Source organism: Chelatococcus sp. CO-6 (genome assembly GCF_001271345.1).
Lineage (GTDB): Bacteria > Pseudomonadota > Alphaproteobacteria > Rhizobiales > Beijerinckiaceae > Chelatococcus_A > Chelatococcus_A caeni.
In genome coordinates this window covers 355,963-378,232 of sequence record NZ_CP012398.1, presented here as the reverse complement: position 1 = coordinate 378,232, position 22,270 = coordinate 355,963, and the positions used below count along the sequence as shown (strand labels likewise).

Genomic DNA, 22,270 nt, shown 5'->3' with positions numbered 1-22,270 from the left:
TCGCGGCCCCGACCAGCAGCGAGGCCTCCCATGCATCTGTCGATCGCCGACATCACAGCGGCTTTTCCCAAATTCCGCGTGGCGGTGGTGGCGGTCGACGATCTTGCGATCACCGGTGCGCGCCCGCCCGCCCTCGATGCGCTCATCGCCGAGCGCGAGGCCGAGTGCCGGCAGCGCTGGGGCCAGCGCGAACTGTCGCAGGTGCCGGGCATCGCCGCCTGGCGCGAGGCCTACAAGGGCTTCGGCATCAAGAAGACGAGCTACCGCTCCTCGGTCGAGCGGCTCGTCAAGCGCGTCACCGCCGGCGAGCGGCTGCCCGTCGTCAACAGCTTCGTCGACCTCTACAACGTCGTGTCGCTGACCCACGTCTTCTGCTGCGGGGCGGACGACCGCGACAAGGTCGCCCCGCCGCTCGCCTTCCGCTACGCTCGCGAGGGCGACAGCTTTCGCGATATGGCGGCCGCCGCCGATGCGGATCCGGAGGACCCGCCGAAGCCCGGCGAGGTGGTCTATGCCGATGCCCGCCACGTGCTGTGCCGGCGCTGGAACTGGCGGCAGGATGCACGCACCGGCATCGATCCCAACACCACGCGCGCCGTCGCCACCATACAGGCGAACGGCGTCGGCGACCTCGAGGCGGCGGTCGCCGATTTCGTCGCCCTCGTCGCCGCCCATTGCGGCGGCCATTGCCGCGTCGCCGTCGCCGACCATGCGACGCCGGTGGTGACGCTCTGATCCCGTCATCGGCGCGCGCGAAAAGCCGCGGCGAGGGTGCGCAGGGCCGTGCGCGTGCGTGGATCGCTCGCCCGGCTGTGCAGCACGACGGGCGAGGAGGGAAAGGCCGGCAGGCCCCAGTCCGGCCCGATGTCGACGGCGCCGGGCGGCGCGATGCGACCGGCGAGCGGCGCGACGGCGAGGCCGGCCTCGACGGCCGCGGTGACCGCGGCGATGCCGCTGCCGACGAAGGCCTCGGTCCAGGCGATCCCGGCCGCATCGAGCAGGCGCAGCGCATGCCCCCGCACGCCGCAGGGCGGCGCCAGCGAGGCGAGCGGCAGGGGATCCACCGGCGCGCTGCCCGCGAGGCTTTCGGCGGCGAACCAGCCGAAATCGTCGATGAACAGCGCCTCGCCGTCGCGCCGGTCCGCCTCGCGCCGCACGATCGCGGCATCGAGCTCGCCCGCGTCGAAGGCCTGAAGCAGCGGCCGCGAGAAGCCCGAGCGGATCTCGATGCGCAGAGCCGGGTCGCTCGCGCCGAGGCGGGCGAGGAGGCGGGGCAGGTCGGGCCCGGCGACATGGTCGCTGATGCCGAGCACGAGGCGCCGCTCCTGCGGTGCCTCGCAGGCGAGGGCGCGTTCGTGGGCGGCGAGCAGGTCGCGCGCCGGCTGCAGGAAGGCCGCACCCTCGGGCGAGAGGCGGACGAGACGGGGCGTGCGCTCCAGCAGGCGTCGGCCGAGGCGCTCCTCCAGCCGGCGCAGTTTCAGGCTCACGACCGATTGCGTGGTGCCCAGCACTTCGGCCGCGCGGGTGAAGCTGCGCAGATCGGCCGTGAGAACGAAGGCCTCAACGGCGTCGATGTCGAGAGCCGCCATGGTGATTCCGCGAGTCATTTCATTTCGCAATCATTGTTATCTCTGATGATGCGATTTTTCAATCTATGCCGCCGCGGTAGCCTGCTGCATCCGAAAATGCAGGAGACGAACCATGCCGATCATCGAGGTGAAGTTTGCCGCGGCGCCGGGGCGCCGCGTCGCCAGGCGCGAGATTGCAGGGACGGCGAGCGCCCTTGCGGCCGACATTCTGGGCAAGTCCCCCGCCGTCACGGCTGTGGTGGTGGAGGAGATCGCGGCGGAGGACTGGTTCTGCGGCGGCCATGCGCTCGCCGAGAGCGGGCTTGCGAGCTTCTGGCTGTCCATCCGCATCACGGAGGGCACGAACACGCGCGCGGAGACGGCGGAATTCATCGCCGCGACCTTCGCCGCCATGGGCCGCCTGCTCGGGCCGCTGCACGAGGAAAGCTACGTCCATGTGACGGAGGCGCGCGGCTTCGCCTACGGCTACGGCGGCCGCACGCAGGACGAGCGGGCGATGGCGGCGAGGATGAAGGCGCCGGTGCCGGCCTGAACGGCGACGGGATGCGCTGAGGCAACCGGGCTTGATGCCCGTATCCTGGAAGGGAAGGGCTATCGCACGTGAAAGAGCGCTATTGATCCCTCCCCTGCAGGGGAGGGTGGATCGGTCCGCAGGACCGAGACGGGTGGGGTGAGGGCCGGGAACGGTGTTCACAATCTCAGCCGTGCGGCCCCCTCCGTCACCGCTTCGCGGTGCCACCTCCCCCGGTGCGGGGGAGGATCGCGGCCGCCCTCATGCTTGCTGCCCGTATGCGTTTTGTCTGCGTCGAACCGTGTTCGTTCTTGCATCTCTCTCAGGTTCATATAAACATATGTTTATATCTGTCGGACAAGAGCGATGCGCCAGCCGCTGTCACTGCCATTCACGACCTTGCTCGCCGGGCTCAAGGCCGCGGCGGAGGAGACGCGCCTGCGCATCCTGGCGCTGCTCGCGGATGGCGAGCTCAACGTTTCCGATCTCACCGACATCCTCGGCCAGTCGCAGCCGCGCATCTCGCGGCATCTGAAGCTGCTCACCGAGGCGGGGCTCGTCGAGCGCCATCGCGAGGGGGCTTGGGCCTTCTTTCGCCTCGATCACCGCAACGGGGCCGCGGCGGCGATCCGGGCGGTTCTGGAAAGCCTCGATCACGACGACCAGCAGCTCGCCGCCGACCGGGCGCGGCTCGCCGCGGTGCGCAAGGCGCGCGCCGAGAGCGCGCAGGCCTTCTTCGCGCGTCTTGCCGCGGACTGGGACCGCATCCGCTCGCTGCACGTCTCGGAAGAGGCGGTGGAGGAGGCGGTGCGCGAGGCCATCGGCGAGAAGCCGCTCAACGCCTTCCTCGACCTCGGCACCGGCACCGGGCGCATGCTGCAGCTCGTCGCGCCGCTCGCCCGCCGGGCGGTCGCCGTCGATGCCAATCATGCCATGCTGTCGGTGGCCCGGGCCAATATCGAGCGGGCCGGGCTCTCCGGCATCGAGCTGCGCCAGGGCGACATCTATGCCCTGCCGGTCGAGCGCAACGCCTTCGACCTCGTGCTCGTGCACCAGGTGCTGCACTACCTCGACGATCCCGCGCGGGCCATCCGCGAGGCGGCGGCGGTGCTGGCACCGGGCGGGCGCCTGCTCGTGGTCGATTTCGCGCCGCACGAGCTCGAGTTCCTGCGCGCCGAGCACGCCCACCGTCGCCTCGGCTTCGCCCATGAGCAGATCGCCCAGTGGTTCGCCGAAGCGGGGCTCGATCTCGTGGCGACGCGCGAACTGAAGCCGCCGCGCAGCGACGCCGACAAGCTCACCGTCTGCCTGTGGCTGGCGCGCGACAGGCGCGTCGTCACGGACTGGCCCTTGCAAGCACCCGAGAAAGAGGTCGCCTGATGTCGCACGCTCCCTTCCGCCCCAGTCGTCGCGGCGCGTGCCCGGTGCGCGTCTCCTTCGAATTCTTCCCGCCGAAGACGCCGGAGATGGAGGCGACGCTGTGGGCCTCCATCGAGCGGCTGGCGCCGCTCGGGCCGCATTTCGTCTCCGTCACCTACGGGGCCGGCGGCTCGACGCGCGAGCGCACGCACAGCACGGTGAAGCGCCTCGTCGAGGAGACGCCGCTCGCGCCGGCCGCGCATCTCACCTGCGTCTCGGCGACCCGCCCGGAGGTGGACGAGGTCGTCCGCGCCTATTGGGCGGCGGGCGTGCGCCACATCGTGGCCCTGCGCGGCGACCCGGCCGAGGGCATCGGCGCCGCCTACACGCCGCATCCCGGCGGCTATGACGGCTCGCCCGAGCTCGTCGCCGGCATCCGCGCCGTCGCCGATTTCGAGGTCTCCGTCTCGGCCTATCCGGAAAAGCACCCGGAGAGCGTCTCCATCGACGCCGACATCGAGCTTCTGAAGCGCAAGGTGGATGCAGGCGCGACGCGCGCCATCACCCAGTTCTTCTTCGACAACGACGTCTATTTCCGCTACCTCGACAAGGTCCGGGCCCGCGGCATCGACATTCCCATCGTCCCGGGCATCCTGCCGGTGCAGAACTTCAAGCAGGCGGCCAATTTCGCCGCGCGCGCGGGGGCGAGCATCCCGGCCTGGCTCGCGGGCCGCTTCGACGGCCTCGACCAGGACGTGGAGACGCGGCGCCTCATCGCGGCGGCGGTCGCGGCCGAGCAGGTCATCGACCTCGTCGACCGCGGCGTGACGGACCTGCACTTCTACACGATGAACCGCGCCGACCTCGTCTATGCCATCTGCCATCTGCTCGGCCTCAGGGCCGGGACGGCGGTGGCCGAGCCCGTGGCCGCCGCGGCGGTGGCGTAACCCATTCAAAGGTCGTTTTGACATGACAGACGTTCGCCCCGCCGATGGCGCCGAGGTGCGCAAGGCCCTCACCGAAGCCGCGCGCCAGCGCATCCTCGTGCTCGACGGGGCCATGGGCACCGAGCTGCAGGCCTACAAGTTCTCGGAGGAGGACTTTCGCGGCGACCGCTTCCGCAGCCACAACCGGGAGCTGCGGGGCAACAACGACCTCCTCATCCTCACCCAGCCGGACGCGGTGCGCGACGTGCACCTCGCCTATTTCCGCGCCGGGGCCGACATCGTCGAGACGAACACCTTCTCGGGCACCTCGATCGCCCAGGCGGACTATGCGCTGCAGGCGATCGTCTACGAGCTCAATGTCGAAGGCGCGCGCCTCGCCCGCGCGGCCGCCCGCATCGCCGAGGCGGAGGACGGACGGCGCCGCTTCGTCGCCGGTGCCGTCGGGCCGACCAACCGTACGCTCTCCATCTCGCCCGACGTCAACAACCCCGGCTTCCGCGCCGTGACCTTCGACGAGGTGTGCGACGCCTATGCCGAGCAGGTGCGGGGCCTCGTCGACGGCGGCTCGGACATCATCCTCATCGAGACGATCTTCGACACGCTCAACGCCAAGGCGGCCATCGTCGCAGCCAAGCGCGTCTTCGCCGAGAAGGGCGTCGACCTGCCCGTCATGATCTCGGGCACGATCACGGACCTCTCGGGCCGCACGCTCTCGGGCCAGACGCCGGAGGCCTTCTGGTATTCGGTGCGCCATGCCGAGCCCTTCTCGGTCGGCCTCAACTGTGCCCTCGGCGCGCGCGAGATGCGCGCCCACATCCAGGAAATCGGCAAGGTCGCGGACACCTTCGTCTGCGCCTATCCGAACGCCGGCCTGCCCAACGAATTCGGCCTCTACGACGAGAGCCCGGAAGCGATGGCGGCGATGATCGCGGAATTCGCCGAGGCCGGCCTCGTCAACCTCGTCGGCGGCTGCTGCGGCTCGACGCCGGCGCATATCCGGGCGATCGCCGAGGCGGTCGACGGCAAGGCCCCGCGTGCCATCCCCGAGATCGCGCCGCGCATGCGCCTCGCCGGGCTCGAGCCCTTCGTGCTCACGCCCGACATTCCCTTCGTCAATGTCGGCGAGCGCACCAACGTCACCGGCTCGGCCCGGTTCCGCAAGCTGATCACGGCCGGCGACTACGCCGCGGCGCTGGACGTCGCGCGCGACCAGGTGGCGAACGGCGCGCAGGTCATCGACGTCAACATGGACGAGGGCCTGCTCGACAGCCAGAAGGCCATGGTCGAGTTCCTCAATCTCATCGCAGCCGAGCCCGACATCGCCCGCGTGCCGGTGATGATCGATTCCTCGAAGTTCGAGGTGATCGAGGCCGGGCTCAAATGCGTGCAGGGCAAGGCCATCGTCAATTCCATCTCGCTCAAGGAGGGCGAGGAGAAGTTCCTCGCCGAGGCACGCATCTGCCGGGCCTTCGGCGCCGCGGTCGTCGTCATGGCCTTCGACGAGACGGGGCAGGCCGATACGGAAGACCGCAAGGTCGCGATCTCGACGCGCGCCTACAAGCTGCTGACCGAGAAGGTCGGCTTCCCGCCCGAGGACATCATCTTCGATCCCAACGTCTTCGCCGTGGCGACCGGCATCGAGGAGCACGACAACTACGGCGTCGATTTCATCAACGCCACGCGCCGCATCCGCGAGAGCCTGCCGCACGCGCATGTCTCCGGAGGCGTCTCGAACCTCTCCTTCTCCTTCCGCGGCAACGAGCCGGTGCGCGAGGCGATGCACGCCGTCTTCCTCTACCACGCCATCGGGGTGGGGATGGACATGGGCATCGTCAACGCCGGCCAGCTCGCCGTCTATGACGAGATCGAGCCGGAGCTGCGCGAGGCCTGCGAGGATGTCGTCCTCAACCGCCGCAAGGACGCGACCGAGCGGCTGCTGGCGCTCGCCGAGAACTTCAAGGGCAAGGGCAAGCAAGCCAGGGAGCAGGACCTCACCTGGCGCACCTGGCCGGTCGACAAGCGGCTGGAGCACGCGCTCGTCAACGGCATCACGGACTATATCGAGGAGGACGTCGAGGAGGCGCGCCTTGCCGCCGCGCGGCCGCTGCACGTCATCGAAGGCCCGTTGATGGCCGGCATGAACGTGGTCGGCGACCTCTTCGGCGCGGGCAAGATGTTCCTGCCGCAGGTGGTGAAGTCCGCTCGCGTCATGAAGCAGGCGGTCGCCTATCTCATGCCCTACATGGAACAGGAGAAGGAGGCCGAGGGCATCACCGACCGGCCCGCCGCCGGCAAGGTGCTGATGGCGACGGTGAAGGGCGACGTGCACGACATCGGCAAGAACATCGTCGGCGTGGTCCTGCAGTGCAACAACTATGAGGTCATCGACCTCGGCGTCATGGTGCCGGCCCAGAAGATCCTCGACACCGCGCGCAAGGAGAAGGTCGACATCATTGGCCTCTCCGGCCTCATCACGCCGTCGCTCGACGAGATGTGCTTCGTCGCCTCGGAGATGGAGCGCGAGGGCTTCGACATCCCGCTCCTCATCGGCGGCGCGACGACCAGCCGCGTGCACACGGCGGTGAAGATCCACCCCAACTATGCCCGTGGGCAGGCGGTGCACGTCAATGACGCGAGCCGCGCCGTCGGCGTCGTCTCGGCCCTCCTGTCGTCGGAGCAGCGCGGCCCCTATATCGAGACGGTGCGCGGCGAATATGCCAAGGTCGCCAGTGCCCATGCGCGCAGCGAGGCCGACAAGCAGCGCGTGCCGCTGGAGAAGGCCCGCGCCAACGCGGTCAAGATCGACTGGGCGGGCTATGCGCCGCCGAAGCCGACCTTCCTCGGCACGCGCGTGTTCCGCTCCTACGACGTCGGGGAACTCGTCCGCTGCATCGACTGGACGCCCTTCTTCCAGACCTGGGAGCTGAAGGGCCGCTTCCCGGCGATCCTCGAGGACGAGGAGCAGGGCGCGGCGGCGCGCCAGCTCTACGAGGATGCGCAGGCGATGCTGAAGCGCATCGTCGAGGAGCGCTGGTTCAACCCGAAGGCCGTCATCGGCTTCTGGCCGGCGAACGCGGTCGGCGACGACATCGCGCTCTATACGGGCGAGAGCCGGCAGGAGAAGCTCGCCACCTTCTTCACGTTGCGCCAGCAGCTCACGCGGCGTGACGGGCGGCCCAATGTGGCGCTCGCCGATTTCGTGGCACCCGAGGGGGTGAAGCCCGATTATGTCGGCGGCTTCGTGGTGACGGCGGGCATCGAGGAGGAGCGCATCGCCCGGCGCTTCGAGCGCGCCAACGACGACTATGCCTCCATCATGGTCAAGGCGCTTGCCGACCGCATCGCCGAGGCCTTCGCCGAGCGCATGCACCAGCGCGTGCGCAAGGAGTTCTGGGCCTATGCCCCGGACGAGGCGCTCGACAACGACGCGCTGATCCGGGAGGAATATGCGGGCATCCGCCCGGCGCCGGGCTATCCGGCCCAGCCGGACCATACGGAGAAGGACACGCTCTTCCGCCTGCTCGAGGCGGAGCGGCGCATCGGCGTGAAGCTCACCGAGAGCTTCGCCATGTGGCCGGGCTCGTCCGTCTCCGGGCTCTACATCGCCCATCCGGACGCCTTCTACTTCGGCGTCGCCAAGGTGGAGCGCGACCAGGTGGAGGACTATGCCCTGCGCAAGGGCATGGAGATCGCCGAGGTGGAGCGCTGGCTCGCCCCCATCCTCAACTACGACCCGGCGACCTACGCGCGCCAGGCGGCGGAGTAATCAGCAGACCAGAAGCATCGCTCCTCGCCGTCATGCCCGCGCTTGTCGCGGGCATCCACGCCTTGACATGTCGAGCAACCTCAAAGGCGTGGATGGCCGGGACGAGCCCGGCCATGACGACGGAAAGGGGCAGCCTGGAAGCACCAACGCCGTTTGGGTCTCGTGCTACCGGCAGCTATTTCGCATGCCCACTCACACGATCACGGTTGCCGCCGGCCGGCCGGCGATGAGGTCGCGCAGGGTGGTGATGGTCGAGGCATCGGCGATGCCGTCGATGCGCTCGGGGCGGAAATGGCGCTGGAAGGCGGCGACGACGGCGGTGGTCGCCTCGTCGTAGCGGCCGGTGAGCGCGATGTCGTAGCCGTACATGGCGAGCATCGCCTGCAGCGCCTCGACCGGCTGGCCGCTCTCGCCGGGGCTGAGGAAGCGCCCGCCGCGCACCGGTGCCGGGCGCACGAAATGGCCGATGCCGGCGCGGTTGAGCTCCTCCCAGGGGAAAAGTTCACCAGGATCCAGCTTGCGCTCAGGCGCGACGTCGGAATGGCCGAGGACGCGGTCGGCCGGGATCGACCAACGGGAGACGATGTCACGGCTGAGCGCGATGACGGCGGCGATCTGCGCCGCGGGATAGGGCGGAAGGCCACCGTCATGGCCCGGGTTGGCGATCTCGATGCCGATCGAGGCCGAGTTGATGTCGCGCTCGCCGGCCCATGAGGCCTTGCCCGCATGCCAGGCGCGGCGCCCCTCCGGCACGAGCTGCAGCACGTGGCCGTTCTCGAAGACGAAATAATGCGCGGAGACCTCGGCCGCGGGGTTGCACAGGCGCTGCAGCGCCTCGCCCGCGTCCGGCATGCCGGTGTAGTGCAGCACCAGCATGTCGGGACGGCGCGGCATGCCGTCCGCGCCCAAGCGCTCGCCGTGGTTCGGGGAGGGGAAGACCTTGGCGGCGACGGGGCTGTCGGGTTTGGGCTGCTCGCTCATGACGTGACCTTTGCGGGCTCTTTCTCGTTCATCCGTCGCTGGCGCACGATCTCGTCCCAGGCGGCATTGAGGGCGGCAGTGCGGTCGGTGGCGATGCGCACGGCCTCGGGCGGCAGGCCGCGGGCGATCTCCCGGTCGGGATGGCTCTCGGCGATGCGCCGGCGGTAGAGACGGCGCAGCTCCGCGTCGCTCATGCCGCGGTCCGCGCCGAGGATGACATAGGGATCGTCCGTGCGGTGTACGTGACGGGCCTCGATGCGCGCGAAGTCCGCTTCGCTCAGGCCGAAGATGCGGGCGACGGTCGCGAGATAGGCGAGTTCGTGCTCGTGCAGGGCGCCGTCGGCCGCGGCGATGAGGAAGAGGCCGTCGAGCACGTCCTCGAGCAGCGCCGGCTCGTCGGCGAGGAGGGCGGCCAGCTGGCGGGCATAGGCCTCGAAGCCGGCCGTGGTCGCCTTGGCGAGGTTGAACAGGCGTGCGATCTGGGCGAATTCCTCGGCCGGCGCTTCGATGATGGCATGGAAGGCGCGGATCTCGGAGCCCGTGACGACGCCGTCCGCCTTCGCCATCTTGGCGGCGAGCGCGACGAGCCCGGTCGTGAACACGACCTGCCGCGGTGGCGGCCGGAAGAGGGCGTTGGCGTCATCGATGAGGAGATGGCCGGCAAGTGCGCCGAGAAGAGCGCCGAGCGGGCCGCCGATGGCCAGTCCGATGCCGGCGCCGCCGAGCTTGCCCCAGCCGAATTTGCCCCACATGGGTCGAGACCGCTTCCCTGCCACCGCTGCCCCGATGCTGCGCCCGCGCGCTTGTTCCGCGCCGGGGCGGCGCGACGCCGGCCTCAACAGACAAGGCAGGAGAGAGCTAGCGGGGCAGGGGGTTCTTGGCAAGGCGGGAAAGGCGGCCGGGAGCGTGCGCGCGGCCGGTCCGGCCGCGCGCAGATCTTCAGTAGCACTCGCGATAGCGGCGGCCGCGATAGTAATAGTAGTCGCAGCGCGGAGCAGTGGCCGCGCCGACCACGGCACCTCCGGCGGCACCGATGGCGCCGCCGACGAGCGCTCCGCCGACGTCACCGGTCGCTACGCCGCCGATGGCGGCTCCGGCCGCACCGCCGATCAGCGCGCCGCCGACAGCCCGGTCCTGCGGGGTGTTGCAGGCGGCAAGGCCGAGCGCAACCAGTCCAAGTACGGCGCCCTGCCTGAGATGACGCTTCATGGTATTGCTCCTGTTCCACTGGGCCGGCCGGTATCCGGCGCGGCCGAGATTGCCATTCTACGCGCGGCTTGTTGCCACGACAATTTCTGCTCGCTACAAGGCGGTTTCTTTGTGTCGCTCCATGTGCGCGGACTTTCCTGTTGATAATTTCTTGTTATAGAAAATAATAGTATATCACATCCATGTATTTGGCAATTTTTCCTTCAGAAAAAGTGTATATCTTTTACTTTAACATTCAAATTCCCTGCCGCCGCCCGATATGTGCCTCATTCTTGGGTGAAGTCCTCCGTCTATTCAATGGCTGTTGCCTCGGGGATGGGGGCGATCATGGTAGGACGACTGGCGGTCTGTTGCGTCGCTCTGGCGGTGTCGGCCTCGGCCTGCGCCCAGACGGGAGACGGGGATAAGGTATCGGCCGCGGGCGAGACCGTTGCGGCGGCGGCGATGCCGGTTCCACGCCCCGCGGGCCTCGGCGAGCGCGCGGCCGGGCGGACCGTTCCGGCGCCGGACAACCGGTCCCGCGTGCGGATCCTCATCGCCCGCCACGCGGCCGAGCGGGGCGTCCCGGCCGATCTCGCCGACGCGGTCGTCCGGCTCGAGAGCAACTACAATCCGCAGGCGCGCAACGGCGGCAACCTGGGGCTGACGCAGATCAGCTTCGCCACGGCGCGGGCCTATGGCTACAGCGGCTCGCGCGAGGGTCTGTTCGATCCCGAGACCAATCTGACCTTCGGAATTCGCTATCTCGCCGAGGCCTATCGCCTCGCGGGCGGGGACACCTGCGGCACGATCCTCCGTTATCAGGCCGGCCATCGCGCCCGGTCGATGACGGCTGCCGCGCGGCGCTATTGCGCCAAGGTGAGGCCCCTGTTGGCGGCTCGATCTTGAGGAGAAACAGCAGGACGAGCCGGTAACGGACGTATCCCGAAACAGTGCCGAGCGAAGCATGGCCGGGGCGCCAGCCCCGGACGGGATGTCCTTTTGTGTGTGTAAGGGTCAAGGAGTACGCGTTTTGAAGAGTTTGCGTTCCGCCGCTTTCGGCATTTCTTCCATCCTCATCGTTTCCGCCACGCCGGCTCTGGCCGATCAGTCCGACCAGTACGAGGTATTGTTCCAGCCGCGCGCCGACATCACCAAGATCGACCAGACCGCGTCGGAGCCCTCCCGCGAGGCTGCCCGCAAGACCGTGAAGGCGCGTGCGCGCTCGCACGAGGCGGCGGTCGCCCGGACCGAAGCTGCGCGGGACAAGGTGGCTGCGCGGGACAAGGCGCCGGTCAAAGCCGAGCGCGGCAAGGTGGTCAAGAACGGCCGCGCGCTGGGCTATGTCCATTCGACCCGCGAGCGTTACCGCGACCTCATCGCCAAGCACGCCAAGGAGCATGGCCTGCCGTTCGCCCTCGTCGACGCGGTCGTGCGTGTCGAGAGCCGCTACAATCCGCGTGCCTACAACGGTGGCGCCTACGGCCTCATGCAGATCAAGCACCAGACCGCCCGCGGTCTCGGCTACGGCGGTTCGGCGGCCGGGCTCTACGATCCGGACACCAACCTGCGCTATGCCGTGAAGTACCTCGCCCAGGCCTACCAGATGTCGGGCGGCGACACCTGCACCACCGTGATGCGCTACCAGAGCGGCCACTACGCCAAGCGCATGAACGGCGCGAACCGCGCCTATTGCTCCAAGGTGCGCACGATCGTCGCGAGCCTCGGCTCGCAGGAATCCTGATCGATCTCCGCTCCTTCGATCTCCTGATGCACGCCGCCGGGTGTCTTGCGCGTGACGCTTGACCCCGGCGGGCGCAATCCCATATGCCGGGTGCGCCAGTCGGCCGGACGGCCGCCGCATGCGGGGCGACCCATGTGCGGAGGAAAGTCCGGGCTCCCAGGAAACACGGTGCCGGATAACGTCCGGCGGGGGCGACCCCAGGGACAGTGCCACAGAAAGCAAACCGCCCTTCGAAGCCCCGGCGGAGAAGGGCAAGGGTGAAAGGGTGCGGTAAGAGCGCACCGCGCCGGCGGCAACGTCGGCGGCACGGCAAACCCCACCGGGAGCAAAACCGAATAGGGACGACGGGGGCGCGCAAGCGTCCGGGCCGGTTTCCAGGCCTGTCGTCCGGGTTGGTTGCTCGAGGCGGTCGGCAACGACCGTCCCAGATGAATGGCCGTCACGTCCGGGGCGACCCGGGCCATACAGAACCCGGCTTACAGGCCGACTGGCATTTTCTTTCTCCTGATTCATGAACGGCATCGGACGGCGGGATGGGCCGCGTCCGATCTGCTGCCGCATGCTTGCATTGCCGTGCCTCGTCCGGCCGCACGCACGAGCACGGGCGCTGGAGCGCCGCCGCTCCCCCTCGTCATGCCCGCGCTTGTCGCGGGCATTTGCATGTCGGCTTTGCCGCCGCCTGTCGCCTGTCTGGCGGAAGCCGTTGCCTCAATTGCGAAAATTCGCGGTGTCAGGCGGTGCTTTCCGGGCCCCCGAAACCCTTCGTTAACCATGTCGCGCTGTCATCGTAGCTGCTTCGACGCTTGCCGCCGGGGCGTCCGATTCCGTTGACGACCATGATTTCCCATGCTATCCCAAATCATCCCGTCGCTGGACGTCTGTTTCGAGCTTCGCGGGGCCGGCACCAGGGCGGTGCGGGGCTCGCGGCCGGTCGGATTCAATGGTGGCGATGGGGTGGGGTGCGGCGGTGCGGCCGTGGCTCCGGTGGAAGCGAACGGTGCCGCAAGGGCAGGGGGCCATGGACCGCTTCGTGTCCAACTTCACGAACCGGGTGGACGCGAAGGGGCGTGTGTCGATCCCCGCGTCGTTCCGGGCCGTGCTGGCGCGGGACGGTTTCGAGGGGCTCTATGTTCATCCGGCGCTCGATGCGCCGGCGCTCGATGCGGGCGGCAACGCATTGCTGGCGGAGATCGACGGGCTTCTGTCGACGCTTTCGCCCTATTCGGAGGAGCGCGATCATCTCTCGACCGCACTCTTGGGCACCAGCGAGGTGCTCAAGGTCGATCCGGAGGGGCGCGTGATCCTCACCGACACGCTCAGGGAGCATGCGGGTCTGGCCGATACGGTCACCTTCGTGGGTCATGGGCACAAGTTTCAGCTTTGGGAGCCGGAGCGCTTCCGTGCGCATCTCGAAGAGGCGCGCGCCAAGGTCCGGGATCTCAAGAAGTCGCTCGGCGCGGCGAGGGGGTTGGCCACGCCTCTCGCATCGAGGCCGGGCGGCATGCCTCCCGGAGCACGGGAATGATGACGGGCCGCGGCGACGGCTCGGCCGACGCCGCTGGCGGACCGGCCCGTCATGTTCCCGTGCTCCTGGGGGAGGTGATGGCGCATCTTTCGCCGCGCGGCGGCGGCGCCTATGTCGACGGCACCTTCGGGGCGGGCGGCTATACGCGCGCCATCCTGGCGGCGGCGCCCGACCTTCGCGTTCTCGGCATCGACCGTGATCCCGACGCCATTGCCGGCGGGGCCGATCTCATGGCGGCGAGCGGCGGGCGGCTGGTGCTCGCCCATGGCCGTTTCGGCGATCTCGACGTGCTGGCGGAGGACGCGGGTTTTGCGCCGGCCGACGGCGTCGTCCTCGACATCGGCGTCTCCTCCATGCAGCTCGACGAGGCCGGGCGGGGCTTCTCCTTCCGCTTCGACGGCCCTCTCGACATGCGCATGGAGCAGAGCGGCGAGAGCGCGGCGGACCTCGTCAACACGGCGGACGAGCAGGTGCTCGCCGACATCATCTATCACTACGGCGAGGAGCGGCGCTCCCGCGCCGTGGCGCGCGCCATCGTCGCGGCGCGCAAAAGCGCCCCCATCGAGACGACGCGTCGGCTCGCGGAACTCGTCGCTGGCGTCGTCAGGGCCGATCCCCATGGCCCGCATCCGGCGACGCGGACGTTCCAGGCGCTCAGGATCGCCGTCAACGACGAGCTCGGCGAACTGGTGCGAGCGCTCGTCGCGGCCGAGCGCATCCTGAAGCCGGGCGGCCGGCTCGTCGTGGTCACCTTCCATTCGCTGGAAGACCGCATCGTCAAGCAGTTCCTGGCGCGGCGCAGCGGCCGCGCCGGCGGCGGCTCGCGGCACGTGCCGGGGCTCGCCGGGCCGGAGCCGTCCTTCACGCTCGTTGCGCGCGGCGCCGTCGCGCCCGGGGCGGCGGAGGTGGCGGCGAACCCGCGCGCCCGGTCGGCCAAGCTGCGCGCCGGCGAGCGGACGGAGGCGCCGCCGCAGGGCGAGGACGAGGCGCTCGCGCTGCTCGCGAGCCTGCCGGCGCCGAAACGGAGGGGCGGGCGATGATTGTCCGGTTTCTGCACATCGCCGCCATCGGCGCGCTCGTCGCCTCGGCGGGCTACGCCTATTCGATCAAGTACGACACGATCTACCTGTCGGAGCAGGTGGCCAAGCTCAAGGCCCAGGTGCAGCGCGAGAAGGACGCGATCGCCGTGATGCGGGCCGAGTGGCAGCTGCTCAGCCGGCCGGACCGCGTGCAGGCGCTCGCCGCCAGCCATCTCGACCTGCAGCCGCTCCAGGTGCAGCAGATCGTGCGCCTGCAGGATGTGCCGGAGCGCAAGGCGCAGGTCGACGCCATCGGGCGCAAGCTCGAAGACCTCGGCCTCTCGGCGCCGACCGCGACCCCCGGTGCCGGCGATGCCGACGCACGCACGCCCTCGACCTCCAGCCGGTGATGGATGCCATGCACGACACGGATCCGACCGCCCCGCAGCAGAAACCCAGTCAGAAGGCCGCCACCGAGACGCGGGCGGCGCGCCTGCGCCGTTTCCTCGCGGGTGTCTTCAGCCTGAGGGTCGAGAAGTCGCAGGCGCGGGTCGGCGTCGTGACCCTCGCCTTCGCCGGCCTGTTCGTCGTCATCACCGGCCGCCTCGTCCTGCTGGCGGTGGCGCCCGATGCGCCGGGCGACCTGCGCCGCGCCTCGGCCGAGATTTCCATCGCCCGGCCGGACATCGTCGACCGCAACGGCATCCTGCTCGCGACCGACGTGAAGACCGTGTCGGTCTATGCCGAGCCGCGCAACATCATCGACAAGGACGAGGCGACCGAGCTCCTGACGGCGGTGCTGCCCGACCTCAACGCCCGCGAGCTGCGCGAGAAGCTCGGCACCCGGCGCGGCTTCGTCTGGGTCAAGCGCGAGATCACGCCGCGCCAGCAGGTCGAGGTGCACCGCCTCGGCATCCCCGGCGTCGGCTTCCTCACGGAGAACAAGCGCGTCTATCCGAACGGGCCCATCGCCTCGCACGTGCTCGGCTTCGCCAATGTCGACAACGAGGGCATCGCCGGCATCGAGAAATATATCGACGGCCTCGGCCTGCGGGCGCTGGCGGGGGCGGGTTTCGCGACCCGGGCGACCGACCTCGAGCCCATCAAGCTCTCGATCGACCTGCGCGCGACGCACGCGCTGCGCGACGAGCTCGTCAAGGGCATGGAGAAATTCAAGGCCAAGGCCACCGCCGGGCTCATCCTCGACGTGAAGACGGGCGAGGTCGTCGCGCTCGCCTCCCTGCCGGATTTCGACCCGAACAACCCCGTCGAGGCGCTCGATCCCGACCGGATCAACCGCATCAATGTCGGCGTCTACGAGATGGGCTCGACCTTCAAGGCCATCACCACGGCGATGGCGCTCGATTCCGGCAAGGTCAACATCAACTCCACCTTCGACGCCCGCGGCGTCATGCGCTACGGCCGCTTCACGATCCGCGACTATCACGGCCAGAACCGCATCCTCTCCGTGCCGGAGATCTTCATCCACTCGTCCAACATCGGCACGGCCAAGATGGCCCTGACGGTCGGCGTCGAGGGTCACAAGGCGACGCTCAGGAAGTTCGGCCAGCTCGACCGCCTGCGCACGGAGCTGCCGGAGAGCGCGGAGCCGATCCTTCCCCCGCGCTGGGGCGAGCTCAACACCATCACCATCTCCTACGGTCACGGCCTCGCGGTGGCGCCGATCCAGGCCGCGGCGGGCACGGCGGCGCTGATCAACGGCGGTCATTTCATCACCCCGACCTTCCTCAAGCGGGACGAGGAGGAGGCGCTTGCGGGCGCCCGCCAGGTGGTGAGCCCGAAGACGAGCGAGGCCATGCGCTACATCATGCGCCTCAATGCCGAGCGCGGCTCGGCCCGCAAGGCGGCGGTGCGCGGCTACTACATCGGCGGCAAGACCGGCACCGCCGAAAAGGTCATCAACGGCCGCTACGACCGCAACAAGAACTTCACCACCTTCATGGCCATCGCGCCGGCGGACGACCCGAAGTATCTTTTCGTGGTGCTGTACGACGAGCCGCAGGGCCTGCCGGAGACCTACGGCTATTCCACGGCCGCCTGGAATGCCGGCGTGACGACCGGCAAGGTGATCGAGCGCGTCGCGCCGCTGCTCGGCCTGCCGCCGCGGTTCGAGAAGCCGTACCGGCCATTCCCGGCCATGGCGCAGGCCGGCGCCTGGGGCATCCAATGACGGACGCTGCACGCACCGACGGTTTTGCACTAGGCGACATCCTGCCCGATGCCTTCGCCGGAACGCTCCATGCACCCGTGCGCGTGCGCGGCGTTGCCTTCGATTCGCGCAAGGTGCAGCCGGGCGACGTCTTCGTCGCGCTCGCGGGCGCGCGCGAGGACGGGCGGCGCTATATCGCGGATGCGCTGGCGCGCGGCACCGCCGCCGTGGTGGCGGAGGGAGGCCGGCCCGAGGACTTTCCGCGGGAGGTGATCTTCGGCTCCGTCATCGACGCCCGCCGGGCGCTGGCGCTGGCCGCAGCGCGGGTCTTTCCCCACCAGCCCGGCACGATCGTCGCCGTCACGGGCACGAGCGGCAAGAGCTCCGTCGCCGAATTCGCGCGCCAGCTCTTCGCGGCCTGCGGCCATGAGGCGGCGAGCCTCGGCACCATCGGCGTGGTCGCGCCGTCGGGTGCCCACTACGGCTCCCTGACCACGCCGGATCCGATCGCCCTGCACCAGACGCTCGACCGCCTCGCCGGCGAGGGCGTGACGCACCTTGCCATGGAGGCGTCTTCGCACGGGCTCGACCAGCGGCGGCTCGATGGCGTGCGCCTCGCGGCTGCCGCCTTCACCAATCTCGGCCGCGACCACCTCGACTATCACCCGACCGTCGAGGCCTATCTCACGGCCAAGCTCCGGCTCTTCGAGCGCCTCCTGCCCGAAGGGGCGATCGCCGTCGTCAATGCCGACGCGCCGGAGGCCGCGCGGATCGAGGCGATTGCCGAGGCGCGGGGGCTCGATGTCATCAGCGTCGGCCGGGCCGGCCGCGACATCGCCATCGCCGACGTTGCGCGCGAGGGCTTTTCGCAGCGCCTCAAGCTGGCGCATGAAGGCCATTTCCACGAGGTGCTGCTGCCGCTCGCCGGCGACTTCCAGGCGGCGAACGCCGTCGTCGCGGCCGGGCTCGCGCTCGCGGCCGGCTGCGTGATGGAGGACATCGTCCGCGGGCTTGCCGGCATTGCCGGCGTCAAGGGGCGCCTCGAGCGGGTGGCAGAGGTCAACGGCGCGCTCGTCGTCGTCGACTATGCGCACAAGCCCGATGCGCTCGCCCATGTGCTCGATGCGCTGCGGCCCTATGCCACCGGGCGGCTCTTCGTCGTCGTCGGCGCGGGCGGCGACCGCGATCCGGGCAAGCGGCCGATGATGGGCGCCATCGCCAGCGAGAAGGCCGACGTCGTCATCGTCACCGACGACAATCCACGCTCCGAGGACCCCGCGACGATCCGCGCCGCCATTCTCGCCGCGGCCCCCGATGCACGCGAGATCGGCGACCGCGCCGAGGCGATCCGCACGGCGGTTGCCGAGCTCGGACCTGGGGATGTTCTCGTCGTCGCCGGAAAAGGTCATGAAACGGGCCAGATCGTCGGGTCAACGACCATACCGTTTTCCGATCACGAGGCCGTGCTCGCGGCCGTTGCGGACCTTGAACGATGAACGACGCCCTCTGGACAGGCCTCGAAATCCTCGGCGCGCTCGGCGCCCGGGCGCACGGCGGCCTGCCCGACACCATCTCCGGCGTGTCGATCGACACGCGCACGCTCGCGCCGGGCGATCTCTTCTGCGCGCTCGCCGGCAGCCGCGACGGGCATGAATTCGTCGCCGATGCGCTCGCCAAGGGCGCGGCAGCGGCGCTCGTCGACGAGGCGCATTTCGATGCCCTGTCGCACCTCGGGCCGCTGCTGGTGGTGCCCGACGTGCTTGCGGCCATGGGCGCGGCTGCGCGCGCCGCGCGCGCACGCACGAAGGCGCAGGTCGTCGCCGTCACGGGATCGGTCGGCAAGACCGGCACCAAGGAGGCGCTGCGCCTCGCCCTCGGCAAGCAGGGCAGGACGCATGCGGCCGTCGCCTCCTACAACAACCACTGGGGCGTGCCGCTGACGCTGATGCGCATGCCGCGCGACAGCGCCTACGGCATCTTCGAGATCGGCATGAACGCGCCGGGCGAGATCGCCGCGCTCGTGGCGCAGGTGCGCCCTCACGTCGCCATCATCACCACCGTCGGGCCCGTGCATCTCGAATTCTTCCCCTCGGTCGAAGCGATTGCCGATGCCAAGGGCGAGATCTTCTCCGGCATCGAGCCGGGCGGCACGGCCATCATCAACCGCGACAATCCCCATTTCGAGCGGCTGAAGCTGCACGCGGCGGCCTCTCCGGCCGGCCGCATCGTCTCCTTCGGCGAGCAGGAGGGGGCGGACGTGCGGGCCGAGCGCATCCTTCTCAAGTCCGACATGACGATCGTCGAGGCCCGGGTCTTCGGCGAGGCCATCACCTACCGGCTCGGCAGCCCGGGCCGGCACGTCGCGCTCAACAGCCTCGCCGTCATGGCGGCGGTCAAGGCGCTCGGGGCCGACATCGCCCTTGCCGGGCTCGGCCTCGGCGAGCTCCAGCCGATCATCGGGCGCGGCGAGCGCACGTCGATGAAGGGGCCGGGCGGCACGATCACGCTCGTCGACGAGAGCTTCAACGCCAATCCCGCCTCCATGCGGGCGGCGGTCGACACGCTCGCCGAGGCGGACGTGGGGCTGCGCGGCCGGCGCATCGCGGTTCTCGCCGACATGCTGGAGCTCGGGCCGGACGGGCCGGCGCTGCACCGCGCCCTCGGCGAGTTCGTGGCGCAAAGCGGCGTCAATCTGGTCTTCGCCTGCGGTCCGCTGATGAAAAACCTGTGGCAGGCCCTTCCGCAGGAAATGCGCGGGCGCTATGCGCAGACACCTGCGGAGCTCGAGCCGGAACTCGTCGGCGCGCTGCGCGGCGGCGACGTCGTCATGGTCAAGGGCTCCAAGAGCACGTACGTCTCGCGCATCGTCGCCACCCTCAAGGATCGCTACCCCCGTGAAGCGGCGCGTGCCGAAGCGGACATGTAAGCGGAGAAGACAAGAACATGTTCGTCTGGCTCGCCGAATTCAGCGACATCATCCCGGGGCTCAACGTCTTCCGGTACATCACCTTCCGCACGGGCGCCGCGACGGCGACGGCGCTGTTCTTCGTCTTCATGTTCGGCCCGGCCATCATCGCCGCCTTGCGCATCAAGCAGGGCAAGGGCCAGCCGATCCGCGAGGACGGGCCCCAGTCGCACCTGCTGACGAAGAAGGGCACGCCCACCATGGGCGGGCTGATGATCCTGTCCGGGCTCGTCGTCTCCACCCTGCTGTGGGCCAATCTCGCCAACCCCTATGTGTGGGTCGTGCTCCTGGTGACGCTCGGCTTCGGGGCCATCGGCTTCTACGACGACTATCTCAAGGTCACCAAGCAGTCCCACAAGGGCTTTTCCGGCCGCTCGCGCCTCGCCATCGAGGCGCTGATCGCCGGCATCGCCTGCATCGCCATCGTCCTCGTGGCGCGGGCGGACCTGCCGCCGACGCGCGATCTCCTCGCCACCTCGGTCGCCATCCCCTTCTTCAAGGACCTGCTCCTCGACCTCGGCTGGTTCTTCATCGCCTTCGGCGTCTTCGTCATCGTCGCCGCGGGCAATGCGGTGAACCTGACCGACGGGCTCGACGGCCTCGCCATCGTGCCGGTGATGATCGCGGCCGCGACCTTCGGTTTCATCGCCTATCTCGTCGGCAACGCCATCTTCTCCAACTACCTGCAGATCAATTTCGTGCCGGGCACGGGCGAGCTCGCCGTCATCTGCGGCGCCGTCATGGGCGCGGGCATCGGTTTTCTGTGGTTCAACGCCCCGCCGGCGCAGATCTTCATGGGCGACACGGGCTCGCTCGCCCTCGGCGGCCTCATCGGCACCATCGCGGTCGCGACCAAGCACGAGATCGTGCTCGCCATCGTCGGCGGCCTCTTCGTCGTGGAGGCGCTGTCGGTCATCATCCAGGTCGCCTCCTTCAAGCTCACCGGCAAGCGCGTCTTCAAGATGGCGCCGATCCACCATCATTTCGAGCAGCTCGGCTGGACGGAGCCGCAGGTGGTGATCCGCTTCTGGATCATCTCGGTGGTGCTCGCGCTCATCGGCCTGTCGACCCTGAAGCTGAGGTGAGGCGATGATCCCCGTCACCTCCTTCGCCGGCAGACGGGTCGCGCTCTTCGGGCTCGGCGGCTCGGGGCTCGCCACGGCCGAGGCGCTGGTGGCTGGCGGGGCCGACGTCGTCGCCTACGATGACGGGGAGATGGCGCGCGTCACCGCGGCCGCGAGGGGCATCGCCGTCGAGGACCTGCGCGACATCGCCTGGGACGGCGTCGCCGCGCTCGTGCTCTCGCCGGGCGTGCCGCTGACCCATCCCGAGCCGCACTGGACGGTGCCGCTCGCGCGTGCGGCCGGCGTCGAGATCATCGGCGACGTCGAGCTCTTCTGCCGTGAGCGGGCGAGGCTCATGCCCGAGGCGCCGTTCATCGCCGTCACCGGCACCAACGGCAAGTCGACGACGACGGCGCTCGTCGCCCATCTCCTCAAGGTCGGCGGGCTCGACGTGCAGACGGGCGGCAACATCGGCACGCCGGTGCTGGCGCTGGAGCCTTTCGCGGCCGGCCGCGCCTATGTCGTCGAGTGCTCGTCCTTCCAGATCGACCTTGCGCCCTCGCTCGCGCCGAGCGTCGGCATTCTCCTCAACATTACGCCCGACCATCTCGACCGGCACGGCACGATGGCGAACTACGCCGCCATCAAGGAGCGGCTCGTCGCCGGCTCCGGGCTCGCCGTGATCAGCGTGGACGACGACTTCTGCCGCGCCATCGCCGGCCGGCGCGTCGCGCTCGGGCGGCCGCTCGAGACCATCTCGGTGGAGCGCATGCTCGAGGAAGGCTGGTCCTGGGAGCCGCATCGCCTGACGCTGCGGGCGGCGGGCCCCGACGATGCCATCGCCGTCGCGGCGTGCATCGACCTTGCCGGCATCGGCTCCCTGCGCGGGGCGCACAATGCCCAGAACGCGGCGGCGGCGGCCGCCGCCGCGATGGCGACGGGGATCGACCTCGGCGTCATCCGCGCGGGCCTTGCGCGCTTCCCCGGCCTCGCCCACCGCATGGAGCAGGTCGGGCGGGCCGGCAAGGTGCTGTTCGTCAACGATTCCAAGGCGACCAATGCCGATGCGGCGGAGAAGGCGCTCTCGGCCTTCGACGGCGGCATCCACTGGATCGCCGGAGGCAAGGCGAAGGAGGGCGGCATCACGCCGCTCGCGCCGCTCTTCCCGCGCATCGCCAGGGCCTATCTGATCGGCGCGGCGAGCGATGATTTCGCCGCGACGCTCGACGGGCGGGTGCCTTATGAGCGCTGCGGCACGCTCGATGTCGCCGTGGCACGGGCGGCGGAAGATGCGGCCGCCTCGGCGGAGGCCGAGCCGGTGGTCCTGCTGTCGCCGGCCTGTGCGTCCTATGACCAGTTCCGCAATTTCGAGATACGCGGCGACCGGTTCCGCGATCTCGTCCTGGCCCTGCCCGGCCTCGTGCCTTTCGCGAAGGAGTGAG

The 22,270-nt window shown here is 69.5% G+C and carries 19 protein-coding genes and 1 other RNA gene; 16 read left to right on the top strand and 4 right to left on the bottom strand.

What is annotated here, in order from left to right:
- Positions 1 to 30 precede the first annotated feature (30 nt).
- Entirely contained in the window at positions 31 to 735 is a 705-nt protein-coding gene (locus AL346_RS01940) for a B3/4 domain-containing protein (RefSeq protein ID WP_053193193.1), read from the top strand.
- Between the two features lie 5 nt (positions 736 to 740).
- Here the strand turns inward: AL346_RS01940 and AL346_RS01935 are convergent, their stop codons facing one another.
- Positions 741 to 1,589, bottom strand: coding sequence for a LysR family transcriptional regulator (locus AL346_RS01935; RefSeq protein WP_019403425.1), 849 nt, complete (start codon positions 1,587 to 1,589; stop codon positions 741 to 743).
- A gap of 112 nt (positions 1,590 to 1,701) precedes the next feature.
- Here AL346_RS01935 and AL346_RS01930 point away from each other — a divergent pair, with 112 nt between their 5' ends.
- The 4 genes from AL346_RS01930 (at position 1,702) to metH (ending at position 8,172) form a co-directional block, all read left to right on the top strand.
- On the top strand, positions 1,702 to 2,121 hold the full coding sequence (locus AL346_RS01930) for a 4-oxalocrotonate tautomerase family protein (protein WP_019403424.1): 420 nt from the start codon (positions 1,702 to 1,704) through the stop codon (positions 2,119 to 2,121).
- 345 nt (positions 2,122 to 2,466) lie between these two features.
- Entirely contained in the window at positions 2,467 to 3,480 is a 1,014-nt protein-coding gene (locus AL346_RS01925; protein WP_019403423.1) for a metalloregulator ArsR/SmtB family transcription factor, read from the top strand.
- Positions 3,480 to 4,406 (top strand): methylenetetrahydrofolate reductase [NAD(P)H], encoded by a 927-nt coding sequence (gene metF / locus AL346_RS01920; protein ID WP_040405059.1) that lies wholly within the window; start codon positions 3,480 to 3,482, stop codon positions 4,404 to 4,406. The genes AL346_RS01925 and metF overlap by 1 nt, the downstream gene beginning before the upstream one ends.
- A gap of 22 nt (positions 4,407 to 4,428) precedes the next feature.
- A complete protein-coding gene (gene metH / locus AL346_RS01915) occupies positions 4,429 to 8,172 on the top strand; it encodes a methionine synthase (protein WP_019403421.1) in 3,744 nt (1,247 codons plus the stop codon).
- 192 nt (positions 8,173 to 8,364) lie between these two features.
- Here metH and AL346_RS01910 read toward each other — a convergent pair whose 3' ends face one another.
- The 3 genes from AL346_RS01910 to AL346_RS01900 form a co-directional block, all read right to left on the bottom strand.
- Positions 8,365 to 9,153, bottom strand: coding sequence for an N-acetylmuramoyl-L-alanine amidase (locus AL346_RS01910; RefSeq protein ID WP_019403420.1), 789 nt, complete (start codon positions 9,151 to 9,153; stop codon positions 8,365 to 8,367).
- Entirely contained in the window at positions 9,150 to 9,905 is a 756-nt protein-coding gene (locus AL346_RS01905; RefSeq protein ID WP_019403419.1) for a molecular chaperone DjiA, read from the bottom strand. Before AL346_RS01905 ends, AL346_RS01910 begins: the two co-directional genes overlap by 4 nt.
- Before the next feature lie 187 nt (positions 9,906 to 10,092).
- On the bottom strand, positions 10,093 to 10,362 hold the full coding sequence (locus tag AL346_RS01900) for a hypothetical protein (RefSeq protein WP_019403418.1): 270 nt from the start codon (positions 10,360 to 10,362) through the stop codon (positions 10,093 to 10,095).
- Between the two features lie 327 nt (positions 10,363 to 10,689).
- Between AL346_RS01900 and AL346_RS01895 the strand changes: the two genes are divergently transcribed.
- The 11 genes from AL346_RS01895 to murD all read left to right on the top strand — a co-directional run bounded on the left by AL346_RS01895 (position 10,690) and on the right by murD (position 22,269).
- The gene (locus AL346_RS01895; RefSeq protein ID WP_082312593.1) at positions 10,690 to 11,250 is read left to right on the top strand and encodes a lytic transglycosylase domain-containing protein; all 561 of its coding nucleotides are present in this window, start codon (positions 10,690 to 10,692) and stop codon (positions 11,248 to 11,250) included.
- A 124-nt stretch (positions 11,251 to 11,374) separates the two neighbouring features.
- Positions 11,375 to 12,085: a lytic transglycosylase domain-containing protein gene (locus AL346_RS01890; RefSeq protein ID WP_245258927.1), complete on the top strand. Its 711-nt coding sequence runs from the start codon at positions 11,375 to 11,377 to the stop codon at positions 12,083 to 12,085.
- A gap of 95 nt (positions 12,086 to 12,180) precedes the next feature.
- Positions 12,181 to 12,580, top strand: an RNA gene (gene rnpB / locus AL346_RS20490) — RNase P RNA component class A.
- A 523-nt stretch (positions 12,581 to 13,103) separates the two neighbouring features.
- Complete coding sequence (gene mraZ / locus AL346_RS01885) at positions 13,104 to 13,610, top strand: division/cell wall cluster transcriptional repressor MraZ (RefSeq protein WP_019403415.1); 507 nt, start codon at positions 13,104 to 13,106, stop codon at positions 13,608 to 13,610.
- The gene (gene rsmH, locus AL346_RS01880) at positions 13,610 to 14,650 is read left to right on the top strand and encodes a 16S rRNA (cytosine(1402)-N(4))-methyltransferase RsmH (RefSeq protein WP_040405074.1); all 1,041 of its coding nucleotides are present in this window, start codon (positions 13,610 to 13,612) and stop codon (positions 14,648 to 14,650) included. Before mraZ ends, rsmH begins: the two co-directional genes overlap by 1 nt.
- A complete protein-coding gene (locus tag AL346_RS01875) occupies positions 14,647 to 15,039 on the top strand; it encodes a hypothetical protein (protein WP_019403413.1) in 393 nt (130 codons plus the stop codon). Before rsmH ends, AL346_RS01875 begins: the two co-directional genes overlap by 4 nt.
- The gene (locus AL346_RS01870) at positions 15,039 to 16,820 is read left to right on the top strand and encodes a penicillin-binding protein 2 (RefSeq protein WP_019403412.1); all 1,782 of its coding nucleotides are present in this window, start codon (positions 15,039 to 15,041) and stop codon (positions 16,818 to 16,820) included. The genes AL346_RS01875 and AL346_RS01870 overlap by 1 nt, the downstream gene beginning before the upstream one ends.
- Positions 16,817 to 18,295: a UDP-N-acetylmuramoyl-L-alanyl-D-glutamate--2,6-diaminopimelate ligase gene (locus tag AL346_RS01865; protein WP_019403411.1), complete on the top strand. Its 1,479-nt coding sequence runs from the start codon at positions 16,817 to 16,819 to the stop codon at positions 18,293 to 18,295. Before AL346_RS01870 ends, AL346_RS01865 begins: the two co-directional genes overlap by 4 nt.
- A complete protein-coding gene (locus AL346_RS01860; protein WP_053193191.1) occupies positions 18,292 to 19,725 on the top strand; it encodes a UDP-N-acetylmuramoylalanyl-D-glutamyl-2,6-diaminopimelate--D-alanyl-D-alanine ligase in 1,434 nt (477 codons plus the stop codon). The genes AL346_RS01865 and AL346_RS01860 overlap by 4 nt, the downstream gene beginning before the upstream one ends.
- 17 nt (positions 19,726 to 19,742) lie before the next feature.
- Complete coding sequence (gene mraY, locus AL346_RS01855; RefSeq protein ID WP_019403409.1) at positions 19,743 to 20,849, top strand: phospho-N-acetylmuramoyl-pentapeptide-transferase; 1,107 nt, start codon at positions 19,743 to 19,745, stop codon at positions 20,847 to 20,849.
- 4 nt (positions 20,850 to 20,853) lie between these two features.
- A complete protein-coding gene (murD, locus tag AL346_RS01850) occupies positions 20,854 to 22,269 on the top strand; it encodes a UDP-N-acetylmuramoyl-L-alanine--D-glutamate ligase (protein ID WP_053193189.1) in 1,416 nt (471 codons plus the stop codon).
- Position 22,270: the final 1 nt, after the last annotated feature.